This window comes from Afipia sp. GW821-FHT14H12 (genome assembly GCF_058803465.1).
This window is the reverse complement of record NZ_JBXAOZ010000001.1, coordinates 687,220-701,316: the sequence shown is the minus strand read 5'-3', so window position 1 is coordinate 701,316 and position 14,097 is coordinate 687,220. Positions and strand designations below refer to the sequence as shown.

The following is a 14,097-nucleotide window of genomic DNA, read 5'->3' as shown; positions in this document are numbered from 1 at the left end:
TGTGCGAACGGTTTTACAGTTCGCCGGAGTCCTTGAGGATTTCCCCCGATGCCTTCGCCAGAAGAGCCCAAATGCTTTGCCTGCGGTTATGGGCCCGCACCGTGCACTTTGTGTTTCGCAGCGCTGTGCCGGACAGTGGATTGGCGTTTTCCGTCGCATCGACGGCGTAGTCGGACACGTCCGCCAGATTGGAAACATTGGCTATCCGCATGGAGCCGATGGTGCGGCGGTGGGATTCGTAACCCCCAGGAACGAGGTCAACCGTAACAACGAGCATTCAGCCCTCCGTGGTTATCAATGACTGATGGCTTCGGTCCGATCGTTCGGAGGTCGCCTGGACGATCCGGCGAACTTCCTCTCCCGAAAGCTGACGGCGTGTCCTGAGCTGGTCGGCGACGGCGATGATGGCGTCACGGTGCCTCTGTACGATTTCTTCAGTCCGCTCCTGTAGGGCACGCAAGTGTTGCTCGACCTTTGACCGGAGTTCGCGGTCGTCGCGCACGGCTGCCAGTGCCTCCTTAAATGAGGTGACGTAGGTCAGCGTGTCGCCAAGGCCCGAGGAGGCGTGCAGCGTTGCGACGAACTGAGTGACCTGGGCGAGGTCGGATTCGTCGTCCCCACCCGCACCGAGTCCGGCACTGCCGATCAAAAGCCGCTCCGCGGCGCGACCGCAGAGTAAGACCACGGCGCGCCGTTCGACCGAATCCCGGGTCAGCAGGTCGCTCTTATCCGTCTGGATAAGTGTCCGGCCTGCCGTAGCCGCAGTGCTACCGATAATGCATCGTTTGAGAATTCCGGAAGGAACGACGAGCGAGGCCACGGCATGAGCAGCCTCGTGAATGCATGCGCGATTGAGCGCGTCGGGCGCGATGGCCTCGATCGGCGCGATGGATTGCAGTAGATCATCGCGCTCCAGCTTGCGCCCCGCGTAGCGCGCGCTCCGGCGGGCGCTACGGACTGTCATCATGATTTCGGCACCGGTCGATCCATCCAATAAATGCGAGATGTCAGTGAGATCCGCGTCCAGCAATTCTCCGTTGAGGTGGTGACGAAGAATATTCGCCGCGCCTGCGTGATCAGGACGCATGATCTCGATCGCCCGTTCGAGCCGACCGGGGCGCAGCATGGCCGCATCGACGCCGCCAATGTTGTTGGTGGCGCCGATCACCACGATTCCTGCGCGCTTACCCGCGACCGCGTTGTCGAGGCTAAGCAGGAAATCGGTCACTACGGGTGTCCACCAGTCCGCGCCACGTGGAGACATGGTAGCGCGGTTCGGTAGTGCATCGATTTCGTCGAGGAATAGAATGCACGGCGCAACAGCGGCCGCGCGCTCGAACATCGCGCGGGATGCCTTGATCACCGAGTCCAGATAGCCAGGAGAGCTTGCAAACAGATCGGCGATCGAAAAGGCGACTAACGGGACGCCACACGCTTGTGCCAAAATCCGGGCAAACAGTGTTTTTCCAAGACCCGGCTCCGAAAACAGCACAGCGCCACGGTCTACTTCCTGCCAGTCGAGACGTCCGGCGCGATAGTCGGCGAGGTCTTGCGCCAATGACATACCCCAGGTTCGTGCCGCGCCATATTCGATCGCCCCTTCCAAATTGGGTAAACGCTCGGCGGTGCCTGCGCTCCGTGTTGCGGGCGAGGCCTTCCGCAAGCGCTCGATGATTTCGACCGGCGACGAGTTGGGGCGGAAGGCGGCGACAAGGTCGTGGAACTCGAGGCCGAATGCGATTTTCTCGTCGATCTCGGTCGGAGCCGCTCGTCCCGTGAACATCCGGATCGCGCGGCCGATCGTGGAGCCGCGCGGGGTATCAAAACGAATAGTCAGATCGGCAGCGGTTGTCAGCACCGAAGGAAGCGCATCACGTTCAACTGCGACGCCGATCACTGGTAGCCCGCGCGTAAGACAACTGGCGACCTCAGCGTTCCGTTCGGCTTTATGCCCGGCCGTTGTCTTGGTATCCGCTTCGAGCGCAGTCTGCCATCTCTCGCCAAATCGCTTTAAGAAAAGCGCCCTGACCGGCGCAATCCAGCTGGGCCCGGGCACTAGGACAACGAGCGCGAGCGGAGACTTACCTTTCAACTGTCGCCGGATGGCACCTTTGGTCGCAGCGCGAAACGCGGCTGCGACTATCGAACATCTTGCCGAGGGGCTCGCTCGCTTTGCTACTGGTTTGCAAGCCGATTCCGAATCGTCGTCGTCGACAGGGTCCTTGACCTCCTCCCCAACTGGCTGAGATAGTGAAGGATTGGATGTCATGCTGCTTGGAATCCTCCTAAATTTATGGAGTGGAATACCAGCATCGACGCCTGCGGCGTGGGTGTCCTTTGCGGCGACTCGAGAGCGTTGCAATTTCGCGAAGCTTTTGCGCGTCATCGGTCGCTCCTGGGGAGTTTTGTAGTTCAAGCACCATCACAGTCAGACTTCTGGTGGTATGAGCCTGAACTTCATGCGATTATTCTTTGCGACTTCATTGGAATTTGCTTGAGCATCTCGATGCCGATCGGTCGCCGCGGGCACGCCGAGTTTGTCGTCGCCTTAGCGGAAAGCCGTTCAGTCCTTAATTCTAACTGCCGCTGTTAGATTTCGACGATCAGGTTCGGATCGAAGTGCGGATTTTCCCAGGTCTCGTTCGCGCGCCAGGGTCCGTAGCCTTTTCCGTTACTGACAACGCGGGTGGCACCCACGCGAAAATCCCGGGTCTCGTGGGTGTGCCCGTACACCCAGAGGTCCGCACCCTCGATGGGATCGTTGCTGGTGTATGCGGCCGATATCAGATCGCGCTCGAATCCTTGGCGGACAGCTTCCGCATGAAAGCCCATGTGCGTGACCACAACGCGCGGTAGGGTTTTCGGCCGGCTCAATTCTCGCTGTAGGAATGCGCGCGTCTCGTTGTGGCGTGCAAGCGTGTGTGCCGGACGCAAGCGCAACTCATAATTTCTGACGCGGATTTTCTTGTAGTCATTCATCAACTCGCCGACGGCATGCATCGCGCGGTCCGGATCGCCAAAAAGATTGAAGTTGGTCCATCCGGTTGCACCGAGAAAAATCATGCCGCCGATGGTCACGCTGTCGTTCTGCAGGATATGGATATTTGTTCCCACTGCGGCGGCACGAGCTTTTTCGATCGTGCGATCGAGATCCGCGCCATAAGCTTCGTGATTTCCTGCGACGTAGATCACGGGGCGATCGGTCACACGTTCGGATAGCCATTTCACACCGCGCTCCATTCGGGGGATCAGATCGCCGGCCACGACGAGGACGTCGAAATGTGGACGTGCGTCTCCGGACGGTAGATTCCAGCCGCGCGTCGCTTCCAAGTGCAGATCCGATAAGACCCAGAGCAACACTTCAGTCCTCGCCTCCATCTTCTCGGGCAAACGTTTCATCGCCTCAACGAAAGAACTCGGATCGGCGCCGATGAAGCATCGGCCAACAGGGTCGCCATTCACCAAACGGCGACTACGAGCCCGCTGAGTAGGTGGTAGACCGTTCGGGCGCTCCGAGACGATAGTATCGAGACCATGTCCGCGCCCAACCGTTCTCGGGATCTAAGAGGACGACTTGAGACGTGTGGACGGAAGCGCGATTGCCAAGAATTGGGTGTCCGCGAACTAAACCAACAATGCAGCGTGTCGGTATGAGGCCATACGACCATTGCTCGATGGTAGGAGCGACACTTAAATCCATCGAGCGCGGCGTTTCACCGTTTTGTAGATTATGGATATCACAGAGGAAGCTTGTCAGATTGTCCCTTAGATGGTTCAGGCTTCCGCATTGCGTTATAATAGACATCTCACAAACTCCGCGATTTATGCTGACCGCAATTTTCATCGTCTGCGCTGAGCTGCGTGCAAACTGCCCGAGCGATGACGTGTTCGTTGAGGTCAGAATTTCGCGACTAACCAGAGCAAGCTGAGAGTCTTGCAAGAGGGATCACATTTCGAGCGGCGCCTCAACGCCGAGGAAAGCACAATTGCTGATGCTGGTTCACCCTCAAGTGCGCATGCCAGAACAGCCGATAGTGCTATGTCGACTTCGGTAGCCGTGATCTTGCGCACTTTCATTTGTCCGACCGCTATCCGAATTGCAACCGCGGCGTCGCCAAGGATTGCGCGAGGCCATTCTGGTTCTCCTTGGATTTCGGTCCCAAGCAAAGCTTCACGAATTCCGCCGATGCCTTTGCACAGAAGGGGACTGGGCCTCCGTGTGCGCCACCAAATCAGCGGAGAGAATTGTGCAGGAGCCGGAGCCAATGAAAATGGCGCGTGATTCCTCGATGCGGGCATGAGACGCTCCCGATACAATGATGGCTTGCTGACGTGCGATAAGCGGCGAAGGACTCGATTCGAGTCCTTGAACGAAGGGCAACCTTCCGTCAAAATCCTGCCGGTCTAAATCCTTATGAAGGATTCAGCGATACTAACTCTGGCGTTCTGGACTTGAAGCGACTGACGGCGGAGGGTCGGCTCGGCCGCGATATTTAATCTTATCTTAACACTACCACAGAAGTTTGCATTTGTCTCAAAATGAGCGATTTATGGTTAACGAGGCAGACATCACGCCAGCTCAGTTGCGGGCCGCGCGAGCATGGTGCGGGTGGAGCCAGGACGAGTTGGCGATCAAATCAGGTGTGTCAAAGCACTCAATCGCCCGGTACGAACAGGGGCGCTCAATCGCCTACGATGACACGTTAGCCAGGCTAAAAAGTGCATTGGAAATGGCAGGGATACGTTTCCACTTTGACGGAGCAAGAAAAGGAATCAGTGCGATTTAGGGCAATCGTCGCCGGCAACCCTAGATTTGTCGCCGGGTTGTGCGAACTGCTTCTCTCGCAAACTCAGGGTTCTTCCCAAGGTCTTATGACGACGTCAGTGTCGTCATACCCCGAATAACCCACATCGAGTTCGTTTGGGGGCATATAGCGGCCCTCAGGAAGCATAACCTCGCCTGAGGAGCATGTTGGCAGCACGTTCGAATTCCTCGGGACGCAACATGGCGAAGTCAAGCGCGTCCGCGTATCGGGTGACAATGTTGAAGATCGCTGCAACCGCGATTGCATCCGTCAGTGCTTCGGGACGCACGCCGCTGCGAAGCACCGCTTTTGCATTGTCGACCGTCAATTCCATCGGTCGCAACGTCATGGTTTCCAGGTATGCCAGCGTTTCCTTCAGCGCCTCCGAAATCGGCGCTGCGCGAAAGTCCGCAAGTGCTGCGTTCACTGTCGGCCGCTGCAATATCTTTGGGGCTACGGCTCCATGGGCGCCCGTGCAAAAGCCCCAAGAGTTCTATTTCGCGACCATGGCCGCCATCAATTCGCGTTCGCCGACGCTCCAGTCGCTCGGCCCCCGCATTGCAGCCTGCGTCCAGGCTCCCATCGGGATATCGAAAAATTCCCTATTATAAAAAGCGACGCGTGCGGCATCCGGCAGCCGCATTCTGGAAACCAAGGAGATGAGCCGGATCAGAACCTCAAGGGATGTCTCCTCCTCTGAGCGTAGATGTCAATAAGTCGAGACTAATCGACTAATTCCTGATGTATTCAGTGTTACTGATGAAATATGTCGGTATTTATCGACGTATTTGTCACAGAACTGTTATTCAACGCCCATAGAAGCGCAATTGGCCAATCCCGAAGGGATGCCCGATGGCGCCGAAATTACCTGCGCCTCGCTCAAACAGGAGAGAGCCAGTGAAATTCACAAAAGTTCTAGTCGCTGTCGGTCTCGCCGTTGCTTCGGCGGTTCCAGCATTCGCGGCCGACATCTCGGGGGCCGGTTCGACCTTCGTGTACCCAATTCTTGCGAAATGGGCTGACGCCTACAAAAAGGAAAATGGCGTTGGCGTGAACTACCAGTCGATCGGTTCTGGCGGCGGCATCAAGCAGATCCAGAGTCGCACGGTGACCTTTGGCGCATCCGACATGCCGTTGAAGCCTGCCGATCTTCAGAAGTCCGGCCTCGTGCAATTCCCGGTCGTCAGCGGCGGCGATGTCCCGGTCGTCAATCTTGACGGGCTCAAGTCCGGTGATCTGAAGCTCGATGGCGCGACGCTCGCCAAAATCTTCCTCGGTGACATCAAGACTTGGAACGATCCTGCGATTGCCAAGCTCAATCCCAATGCGAAGTTGCCAAGCCAGGCTATCGTTGTTGTGCACCGCTCGGACGGCTCGGGCACGACTTTCATCTGGACCGACTACCTGTCCAAGGTGAGCGAAGATTGGAAATCCAAGGTTGGTGCTGCCACTGCAGTGGAATGGCCAGCAGGGATTGGCGCAAAGGGCAACGAGGGCGTCGCCAATAACGTTGCCAATACCAAGGGCGCAATTGGTTACGTCGAATACGCCTACGCCAAGCAAAACAAAATGACCTCTGTTGATATGATCAACAAGGACGGAAAGGTTGTTTCGCCGAGCGCGGCAGCTTTTCAGGCGGCTGCCGCGAATGCGGACTGGAGCAACTCAGACCACTACTTCGTGGTCATCACCGATCAGCACGGGGCTGATAGCTGGCCGATCGCTGGTTCGACCTTTGTCTTGATTCCGACGCAGCCAAATGACGAGGCCGCGACCAAAGAAGCTCTGAAGTTCTTTGGTTGGGCGTTTACGCCGAAGGGCGACGCGATGGCAGCTGGCCTTGATTACGTCCCGATGCCCGCGAAGGTCGTGGAAGGTATCAAGAAGGTATGGGCGAGCGACATCAAGAATAGCGGCGGTCAGCCTCTCTTTGCAGCTTCGAACTGAATAAGCATCGAAGGGGCGGCGACTAGCACGTCGCCCCTTCGCTCTTTCAGCGACCGTAATCGCCCAACTTTCTGACGATCTATCTAATCTGGAGGCCTCCGTGGTGGATGTGGCTTGGCAAAGCGAAGACGTGGTGCAAGACGTTGCCGAACGCGCGCGGGTGCTTCAGAGGCTAAAAGCGAGCGACGCGCTCTTTCGCATTCTGACCCGCTCTGCTGCGATTTTCGTTTTGCTGATGCTGAGCGGCGTCATCATATCGCTCGTTTCTGGCTCATTGCCCGCTCTGCACGAATTTGGCTTCAGCTTTGTCTCGGCGCAGATATGGAATCCAGTCACGGAGAAATTTGGTGCTCTAGCGCCGATCTATGGGACGCTGGTTACGTCATTCATCGCAATGCTGATTGCGGTGCCGTTCGGATTACTTATTGCAATGTTTCTTACCGAACTCTGCCCCAAGTGGCTGCGGCGGCCGATAGGTATTGCAATTGAATTGTTAGCCGGCATTCCCAGCATCATTTACGGGATATGGGGACTGTTTGTTCTGGCGCCATTTTTCGCCGAGCATGTTCAACCGGCGTTGATTGCTGCGACAGATAACGTTCCAGTCTTATCGACGTTATTTGCCGGTCCGCCCTATGGAATAGGCATTCTCACAGCCAGCTTCATTCTGGCAATCATGGTTCTTCCCTTTGTCACCTCGATCTCGCGCGATGTTTTCGATGCCGTTCCGCCCGTACTTAAAGAAGCTGCTTACGGTCTAGGGTGCAGTACTTGGGAAGTGATGCGCTTCGTTGTGCTTCCATACACGCGCGTCGGTGTCATCGGCGGCGTCATGCTCGGGCTAGGTCGAGCGCTCGGCGAGACGATGGCGGTCACCTTTGTGATCGGCAATGCGCACAAGATTAACGCCTCTTTGCTCGCGCCTGGGACAACGATCGCTGCGACGATTGCGAATGAATTTACCGAGGCCGTTGGTGATCTCTACACCTCATCGTTGATTGCGCTTGGTCTCATTCTCTTTGTGATCACGTTCATTGTCCTCGCACTCGCGCGCTTCCTCCTGATGCGAATTGAAGGAAAGGTCGGCTAATGGAGTCCGCAAGATATTCATCGCGCCGGCGCACCAACGGCTTCGCAGTTCTCGCTTCCGTCTCGGCAACCGTGATGGGGATGGCAATGCTTGCCGCCATCCTGGGTGTGCTGCTCTGGAGAGGGCTAAGTGGGCTCTCGCTGGCGGTTTTCACCGAAATGACGCCGCCCCCTGGAGCGAGCGGTGGTCTTCTCAACGCGATCACGGGCAGCCTCATTATGACTGGGTTGGGTCTTTTGATCGGAACGCCTATTGGTCTGCTCGCGGGAACGTACATGGCCGAATACGGGCGCCACGAAAAGCTGACGAGCGTTATTCGATTTATCAATGATATTTTGCTGAGTGCGCCCTCCATCGTGATCGGCCTCTTTATCTATGAGGTCATGGTGCGGCCGATGGGTCACTTTTCAGGCATCGCGGGGGCGGCCGCTCTGGCGGTTCTTGTCGTGCCCGTCGTAGTGCGGACGACTGAAGATATGTTGGTTCTGGTGCCGAACACGCTTCGTGAAGCAGCGGCATCGATTGGTCTGCCACGTGCGCTTATGATTCGGCAGATAGGCTATCGAGCGGCGCGAGCAGGGATCATCACTGGCATTCTGCTCGCCGTGGCGCGCGTGACTGGAGAAACAGCGCCGTTGCTCTTCACGGCTCTCAACAATCAGTTCTTCTCGAACAACCTTAACGCGCCGATGGCGAGTTTGCCTGCCGTCATCTTCCAGTTCGCGCTTAGTCCATATGCCGAGTGGCAAAGCTTAGCCTGGACAGGCGCGTTGATTATCACGCTATCGGTGCTGACACTTAGCATTGTCGCCCGTTCACTTGCTGGAACAAGGAAAACGTCATGAGCGCGACTCATCTTGCGGCTGTTCGGCCGGAGGCGGCCAGTTCGCCTTTGCGGGACAAAATCGCGATCAGAGGCCTGAACTTCTTCTATGGAGATCACAAAGCTCTCAAGGGCATCACATTGCCCCTTTATCAAAACCAAACGACTGCGTTTATCGGGCCATCCGGCTGTGGGAAGTCAACGTTACTTCGTGTGCTTAACCGCATGTACGATCTTTATCCCGGTCAGCGCGCGGAAGGGCAGGTTCATTTCGACGGCGTAAACATCGTTGGCGATGAGATCGACATTAACCTTCTTCGGGCCAGGATCGGCATGGTGTTTCAGAAACCCACGCCGTTCCCCATGTCGATTTATGAGAATGTGGCCTATGGGATTCGTCTCTACGAGAAGTTGCCGAAGAAAGAGATCGATAGCCGCGTGGAGAAGGCCCTTCAGCGCGCTGCGCTCTGGGATGAGGTCAAGGATAAGCTTCAAGCCAGTGGTTTAAGCCTGTCTGGTGGTCAACAACAGCGCCTGTGTATTGCGCGGACCGTCGCCGTTCGACCCGAGGTGATCCTGTTTGACGAGCCATGCTCTGCCCTTGATCCGATTTCGACAGCGAAAATCGAAGAGCTGATCGACGAGCTGAAGTCCGATTACACGATCGTTATCGTCACGCACAACATGCAGCAAGCAGCGCGGGTCTCTGACTACACGGCGTTTATGTATTTGGGCGAGCTCGTGGAGTTTGGTCTGACAACTAAGATCTTCACCGCGCCCGAAGACCACCGTACGCAAGACTATATCACGGGCCGTTTCGGCTAATCATCTGGGAGAAAATGATGATCCTCGATCATACGGCCAAAGCCTTCGATGAAGATCTGCAGGAGATTGGCAGGCTGGTATCGGAAATGGGTGGAATCGTCGAGCGACAGCTCGTTGACGCCGTTAACGCGCTGGTTGAGCGCGACGCGGCTCTAGCGGTCGCAACGGTTGCGAAAGATGCGGACGTCGATCAGCTCCAACGCGAGATCGAGGAACGGTCAGTTCTCACAATTGCTCGGCGCCAGCCGATGGCGATTGACCTTCGACAGATTGTCAGTGCCATGCGAGTTGCGACGGACCTGGAGCGAATCGGGGATCTTGCCAAGAATAATGCAAAGCGCGTGCATGCAATCGGCGAGGGGGATTTCCACTCGGTGAAACTCGTGCGTGGACTCGAACACATGTCCGAGCTTGTGCAAGAGCAGATTAAATCTGTGCTGGACGCTTATGCGGCTAGAAATGTAGCTGCCGCCATGACGGTCTGGAAGGGTGACGAAGAAGTTGACGCGATTTGCACGTCGCTGTTTCGCGAGTTGCTGACCTACATGATGGAAGACCCTCGCAACATCACCTTCTGCATCCATCTGATGTTCTGTGCGAAGAATATCGAGAGGATGGGAGATCATGCGACCAATATAGCTGAGACCATCGTGTACCAAGTCGATGGGCAAACGATTACGGAAAAGCGTCCTAAGGGCGACATGACAAACTTCACGGGTACCAATTGATCGCAGGCAAGAGGCATCAAATGAAGGCGCGCATTCTTGTCGTCGAAGACGAAGAATCTCTTGTTACGCTGCTTAAGTACAATTTGGAGGCTGAAGGCTATAACGTCGATATATCCGTTCGAGGTGATGAGGCAGACGCGCGGTTGAAGGAGTACCTGCCAGATCTTCTAATTCTCGATTGGATGCTTCCGGGGCTTTCTGGCATCGAGCTCTGCCGGCGGCTTCGCGGCAATCTCCAAACCAAAAATCTTCCAATCATTATGCTTACAGCTCGTGGCGAAGAGAGTGAGCGGGTCCGGGGACTAGCGACCGGCGCAGACGATTACATTGTTAAGCCGTTCTCGGTGCCGGAGATTTTGGCGCGTGTCCGAGGGCTACTTCGCCGCGTAAGTCCAAGTCGAATGGCAACCATCCTCTCGTACGGCGACATTGAGCTGGATCGTGAGAGGCGCCGTGTGGCGCGGGCAGGCCGTGCCGTCGACTTGGGCCCGACAGAATACAGACTTCTGGAATTCTTTCTTGAGCATCCAGGCCGTGTCTTTAGCCGCGAGCAATTGCTCGATGGCGTTTGGGGTCGCGACATCTATATCGATGAGCGAACGGTGGATGTTCACATTGGACGCCTACGCAAATTGCTGAACCTGGATAGCAACCAGGATCCAATCCGAACGGTGCGGGGCGCCGGATATGCTCTCGACGATCGCTTTGCGCAGGCAAGTTAGCGCAGGATCTAGCCGTGTCTTTGAGCTTCTTTGGGCTCAAAAGCGAAGCCGCAACCCCTGACCGTCTTGATCGGTTGGCTGCCGTCGGCTCCACGTAAGACTTTTCGCATGTGACCGATTTCCACGTCGACATTGTTTCCCGAGACCGGTGCGGTCGGTCCCCAGACGGTTGATCGGATAAAAGCGCGACTGATGATCTGACCTGGCCGCTCGAGGAATATCTCGAGGATACGAAGTTGTCGAAGCGACAGGCTGAGTTCAACGGTACCTCGCCAAGCTCTCAGAGCTTCGCGATCTAGGATAAATTCTCCGGATACAAGGATGAGATCTGGCAACACTCGGTTTTGAAGTCCCGACATTTGCGGAGATCCTGCGATTAGCGGCGATTGAACGTCTCTTATGGCGCGACGCGTGTCGTGTCGCCAATTTCGTCAAGGCGTCTTTTAAGCGCCATGCGATCGAGCGAGGCGAATGGAAGATTGATAAAGATTTCTATTCGTCGCCGGATCATCGCGTAGAGCTCGTTAAGTAATGTAGTGCGCTCGGTGCTTGAACCCACGAACTTGCTAGGATCAGGAAGCGGCCAAGCGGCGGTTACAAATCGATCGCCAAAATCCGGACAGGCCTGTCCCTCGGGCGTATCGCAAAGCGCAATAACGAAGTCCATGCGCGGCGCATTGCTGCCTGTGAACTCGTTCCATGATTTGCTACGTAGATTCGACACGTCATGGCCAAGCGCCTTAAGGCGCTCTAACACTTCCGGGAGAGGGGATTTATTTGGGTCTGAACCAGCAGAGTGTGCACGGAACTTTCCGCCGCCCAATCTATCAAGCAGGGCTTCCGCGATAATAGAACGCGCGGAGTTGTGACTGCACAGAAACAGGACGTTGAAAGAGGGGAGCACAACTCCCGATTCGTCTCGAACTTCAGGCTTCACGGCATCGGGAAAATAGCCGCAAAGCTCAGGACGACCGCCGCAGCATTCCTTAGCTAGAAAATCGATCAGTGTGCGAAAGGCGCCGGCATCGGCGCGATAGTTCATCGAGCGGCCGTCTTTTTCGACATTCACGAGGCCTGCTCTCGCCAAGATGCTCAAGTGATTGGACATCGTATTGTGGGGGACTTCACACCTTTTGGCGATTTCTCCTGCGGACACGCTGGCGGGATGCGCCGCAAGTAGAAGTCGCATGGTCTCAAGCCGAGTCGATTGAGCCAGCGAGCCAAAGCCCTCAATAGCCGTCTCTTGGATAGTGCTCATCGGTCCACGTCCCTCGTGTCCATATGTCCATATTTATGGACAAATTACATGACAGAGGCATGACCCGCAAGACTCGCTGAGGTTTCTTTCTGGGCATCGACGAGAACTTTAAAATTCCGACGTTTTGCGAAGATCTCCGACTCGGCGGAGTTGCTTGTTCGAAAGCTGAGAGTGGACAGCAGATTCATTTGGAACCGCCATCCTTATCGAACGATTTCAGGAATGCTGTGACGTCCTTGATGTCCTGGTCGTTCTTCAGGCCGGCGAAGGCCATCTTCGTTCCTTTTACCGTGCCCTGCGGGTCCCGAATGTATTTGGCAAATTCTTCCTCGGTCCACGTTATGCCGGACTGCTTGTTTGCATCCGAGTAAGAGTATCCCGGGACTGAGCCTGCTTTTCGTCCGATCAAGCCATTTAGCTCGGGACCAATTTTATTCTTGGCGCCTGGTCCGACAGAATGACAGGCGATGCATTTATTGAATACCTTGCGGCCTGCTTCGATGTCTTGCGCATGCGCCGAAGCAACTCCAACGAACGCAAGCGCGATGATGCTTACTGTCAATTTCATCCGTTTTCCTCATGAGATCGAAAAGGCGTTTCTGAAGGGATAGAAGTCCAATCGCTCGCCTGCTTCAATGGAGCCCACTCCCGCTTCAATCAGTGCAAAGCCGTCCGCGGCGACCAGTGGACTCAGGCTCGCAGAGCTACCGCTGCCAAGCTTGTGGACAATCGGCTCGCAAAATTCATTGATATTGCCAATTTGAACTGGGATGAATTCAGAACGATTGAAGTGCCGAGGTAGAGCTGCCGCACATCTCGCCTTTACGGCAGACAGAGCGGTTCCGGATATTCCAAGCTTCTTGAATAATGTTGGCCGCGCGAAAAGAAGAAAGTTGATTAATGCAGACACTGGATTACCTGGAAGGCCGACAATCTCCATTGCGCCAATGCGTCCCTTCGCAATCGGCTTTCCGGGCCGGATCGCCACTCTGAGCCGCTCGTACGTTCCGCCAGCATTCAGTACAGCCCTTTCCAAGCAATCTGTTTCGCTTCCAGAGATGCCGCCTGATGAGATGATTAAATCGGTTCGCCCTGCAGCACTTTTCAAAATCTGTGAGAGTAAGCCAGGATCATCGCGGCAAATTCCAAAATCGGTTAGGTCGAACATCGGCGAGGCCAAGAGGGATCGGAGCATTGGCCTGTTTACATCCACGATGCCGTTTTGGCTCAGGTCTCGGCTATCGTCCGAAAGTTCGTCGCCCGTCGAAATCAACCCGATTCGAAGTGGTCGTAGAGCATGGATCTGAGTAAGGCCGACAGCGGCTAACATCGCAATGTGCCTAGCATCGATGATTGTGCCTTTAGGCACCACGACTGAGCCGGCCAGCGTATCTTCACCTTGGCGGCGGATGTTCGCGCCGCAACGCGGTACGCTGGAAATCAAGATCGTGTCGCCAATGATGGTGACTTGCTCTTGGGGGATAATTGCCGCGACATCTGTTGGCACCCGCGACCCGGTCAGGACTCGCAGCGCGGAACCGGATGTGCAACTGCCCGTCGCTGAATGGCCGGCGAGGGCGCGACCCGCCAGTTGCAACGTTTTAGGGAAGGATGTGGAAAGATCTTCGAGGCAGATACCAAAGCCATCCATTGCCGAGTTGTCGAACCTCGGAAGAGAAACGTTAGAGACAACATCGGCCGCAGTGATACGGGATACGGCCTCGTTAAGCCGGATAGACACGGTTTCACTAATTGGGTGCACGTCTTTGAGAAAAATCTCACGCGCGTGCCGAAGGGACAACAACGATTGTCCCTTCGTGCAGTCAGCAATGTCGTGCTGAACAAAGCTTTGATGGAGGTTCATGCCGTCCCCTCAAGAGACGAGGGATTCCGCAAGGA

16 protein-coding genes are annotated in these 14,097 nt (G+C 55.8%); 7 read left to right on the top strand and 9 right to left on the bottom strand.

Translation table 11 applies throughout. The features are described 5' to 3' along the window. Window positions 1–13 precede the first annotated feature (13 nt). The 4 genes from AC1RNA_RS03505 to AC1RNA_RS03490 form a co-directional block, all read right to left on the bottom strand. A complete protein-coding gene (locus AC1RNA_RS03505; RefSeq protein WP_492950279.1) occupies window positions 14–277 on the bottom strand; it encodes a hypothetical protein in 264 nt (87 codons plus the stop codon). After that, window positions 278–2,386 (bottom strand): AAA family ATPase, encoded by a 2,109-nt coding sequence (locus AC1RNA_RS03500; protein WP_492950278.1) that lies wholly within the window; start codon window positions 2,384–2,386, stop codon window positions 278–280. A gap of 203 nt (window positions 2,387–2,589) precedes the next feature. Beyond that, window positions 2,590–3,399, bottom strand: a complete 810-nt coding sequence (locus AC1RNA_RS03495; RefSeq protein ID WP_492950277.1) for a metallophosphoesterase — start codon at window positions 3,397–3,399, stop codon at window positions 2,590–2,592. Between the two features lie 73 nt (window positions 3,400–3,472). Then, complete coding sequence (locus tag AC1RNA_RS03490) at window positions 3,473–3,700, bottom strand: DUF6634 family protein (protein ID WP_492951174.1); 228 nt, start codon at window positions 3,698–3,700, stop codon at window positions 3,473–3,475. 850 nt (window positions 3,701–4,550) lie between these two features. Here AC1RNA_RS03490 and AC1RNA_RS03485 point away from each other — a divergent pair. Continuing rightward, entirely contained in the window at window positions 4,551–4,787 is a 237-nt protein-coding gene (locus AC1RNA_RS03485; RefSeq protein WP_492950276.1) for a helix-turn-helix domain-containing protein, read from the top strand. 154 nt (window positions 4,788–4,941) lie between these two features. Here the strand turns inward: AC1RNA_RS03485 and AC1RNA_RS03480 are convergent, their stop codons facing one another. Beyond that, complete coding sequence (locus tag AC1RNA_RS03480) at window positions 4,942–5,139, bottom strand: hypothetical protein (protein WP_492950275.1); 198 nt, start codon at window positions 5,137–5,139, stop codon at window positions 4,942–4,944. Window positions 5,140–5,702: 563 nt separating this feature from the next. On the opposite strand from AC1RNA_RS03480, the gene pstS reads away from it, so the two are divergent. From pstS to phoB, 6 genes are all read left to right on the top strand, one after another. Continuing rightward, entirely contained in the window at window positions 5,703–6,752 is a 1,050-nt protein-coding gene (pstS, locus tag AC1RNA_RS03475; protein WP_492950274.1) for a phosphate ABC transporter substrate-binding protein PstS, read from the top strand. A gap of 130 nt (window positions 6,753–6,882) precedes the next feature. Further along, complete coding sequence (gene pstC, locus AC1RNA_RS03470) at window positions 6,883–7,842, top strand: phosphate ABC transporter permease subunit PstC (protein ID WP_492951173.1); 960 nt, start codon at window positions 6,883–6,885, stop codon at window positions 7,840–7,842. Further along, on the top strand, window positions 7,842–8,687 hold the full coding sequence (pstA, locus tag AC1RNA_RS03465) for a phosphate ABC transporter permease PstA (RefSeq protein ID WP_492950273.1): 846 nt from the start codon (window positions 7,842–7,844) through the stop codon (window positions 8,685–8,687). Before pstC ends, pstA begins: the two co-directional genes overlap by 1 nt. Next, a complete protein-coding gene (gene pstB, locus AC1RNA_RS03460; protein WP_492950272.1) occupies window positions 8,684–9,490 on the top strand; it encodes a phosphate ABC transporter ATP-binding protein PstB in 807 nt (268 codons plus the stop codon). Before pstA ends, pstB begins: the two co-directional genes overlap by 4 nt. A gap of 17 nt (window positions 9,491–9,507) precedes the next feature. Next, the gene (gene phoU, locus AC1RNA_RS03455) at window positions 9,508–10,218 is read left to right on the top strand and encodes a phosphate signaling complex protein PhoU (RefSeq protein WP_492950271.1); all 711 of its coding nucleotides are present in this window, start codon (window positions 9,508–9,510) and stop codon (window positions 10,216–10,218) included. Window positions 10,219–10,238: 20 nt separating this feature from the next. Beyond that, on the top strand, window positions 10,239–10,940 hold the full coding sequence (phoB, locus tag AC1RNA_RS03450) for a phosphate regulon transcriptional regulator PhoB (protein ID WP_492950270.1): 702 nt from the start codon (window positions 10,239–10,241) through the stop codon (window positions 10,938–10,940). A gap of 8 nt (window positions 10,941–10,948) precedes the next feature. Here the strand turns inward: phoB and AC1RNA_RS03445 are convergent, their stop codons facing one another. The 4 genes from AC1RNA_RS03445 to AC1RNA_RS03430 form a co-directional block, all read right to left on the bottom strand. Then, window positions 10,949–11,299: a winged helix-turn-helix domain-containing protein gene (locus AC1RNA_RS03445; protein ID WP_492950269.1), complete on the bottom strand. Its 351-nt coding sequence runs from the start codon at window positions 11,297–11,299 to the stop codon at window positions 10,949–10,951. Window positions 11,300–11,337: 38 nt separating this feature from the next. After that, window positions 11,338–12,198 (bottom strand): metalloregulator ArsR/SmtB family transcription factor, encoded by an 861-nt coding sequence (locus AC1RNA_RS03440; RefSeq protein ID WP_492950268.1) that lies wholly within the window; start codon window positions 12,196–12,198, stop codon window positions 11,338–11,340. Window positions 12,199–12,382: 184 nt separating this feature from the next. After that, window positions 12,383–12,766 carry a c-type cytochrome gene (locus tag AC1RNA_RS03435; RefSeq protein ID WP_492950267.1) on the bottom strand — a complete coding sequence of 128 codons (384 nt, stop codon included), beginning with the start codon at window positions 12,764–12,766 and terminating at the stop codon, window positions 12,383–12,385. A 9-nt stretch (window positions 12,767–12,775) separates the two neighbouring features. Further along, on the bottom strand, window positions 12,776–14,062 hold the full coding sequence (locus AC1RNA_RS03430) for a molybdopterin molybdotransferase MoeA (protein WP_492950266.1): 1,287 nt from the start codon (window positions 14,060–14,062) through the stop codon (window positions 12,776–12,778). Between the last annotated feature and the right edge of the window lie 35 nt (window positions 14,063–14,097).

Coding starts and splice junctions, on each gene's coding strand:
- AC1RNA_RS03440 (WP_492950268.1), bottom strand. CDS start 12,198: ATGAGCACTATCCAAGAGACGGCTATTGAGGGCTTTGGCTCGCTGGCT.
- phoU (WP_492950271.1), top strand. CDS start 9,508: ATGATCCTCGATCATACGGCCAAAGCCTTCGATGAAGATCTGCAGGAG.
- AC1RNA_RS03505 (WP_492950279.1), bottom strand. CDS start 277: ATGCTCGTTGTTACGGTTGACCTCGTTCCTGGGGGTTACGAATCCCAC.
- pstA (WP_492950273.1), top strand. CDS start 7,842: ATGGAGTCCGCAAGATATTCATCGCGCCGGCGCACCAACGGCTTCGCA.
- AC1RNA_RS03495 (WP_492950277.1), bottom strand. CDS start 3,399: ATGAAACGTTTGCCCGAGAAGATGGAGGCGAGGACTGAAGTGTTGCTC.
- AC1RNA_RS03430 (WP_492950266.1), bottom strand. CDS start 14,062: ATGAACCTCCATCAAAGCTTTGTTCAGCACGACATTGCTGACTGCACG.
- AC1RNA_RS03485 (WP_492950276.1), top strand. CDS start 4,551: ATGGTTAACGAGGCAGACATCACGCCAGCTCAGTTGCGGGCCGCGCGA.
- AC1RNA_RS03500 (WP_492950278.1), bottom strand. CDS start 2,386: ATGACGCGCAAAAGCTTCGCGAAATTGCAACGCTCTCGAGTCGCCGCA.
- AC1RNA_RS03445 (WP_492950269.1), bottom strand. CDS start 11,299: ATGTCGGGACTTCAAAACCGAGTGTTGCCAGATCTCATCCTTGTATCC.
- AC1RNA_RS03490 (WP_492951174.1), bottom strand. CDS start 3,700: ATGGATTTAAGTGTCGCTCCTACCATCGAGCAATGGTCGTATGGCCTC.
- AC1RNA_RS03435 (WP_492950267.1), bottom strand. CDS start 12,766: ATGAAATTGACAGTAAGCATCATCGCGCTTGCGTTCGTTGGAGTTGCT.
- pstB (WP_492950272.1), top strand. CDS start 8,684: ATGAGCGCGACTCATCTTGCGGCTGTTCGGCCGGAGGCGGCCAGTTCG.
- AC1RNA_RS03480 (WP_492950275.1), bottom strand. CDS start 5,139: ATGGAATTGACGGTCGACAATGCAAAAGCGGTGCTTCGCAGCGGCGTG.
- phoB (WP_492950270.1), top strand. CDS start 10,239: ATGAAGGCGCGCATTCTTGTCGTCGAAGACGAAGAATCTCTTGTTACG.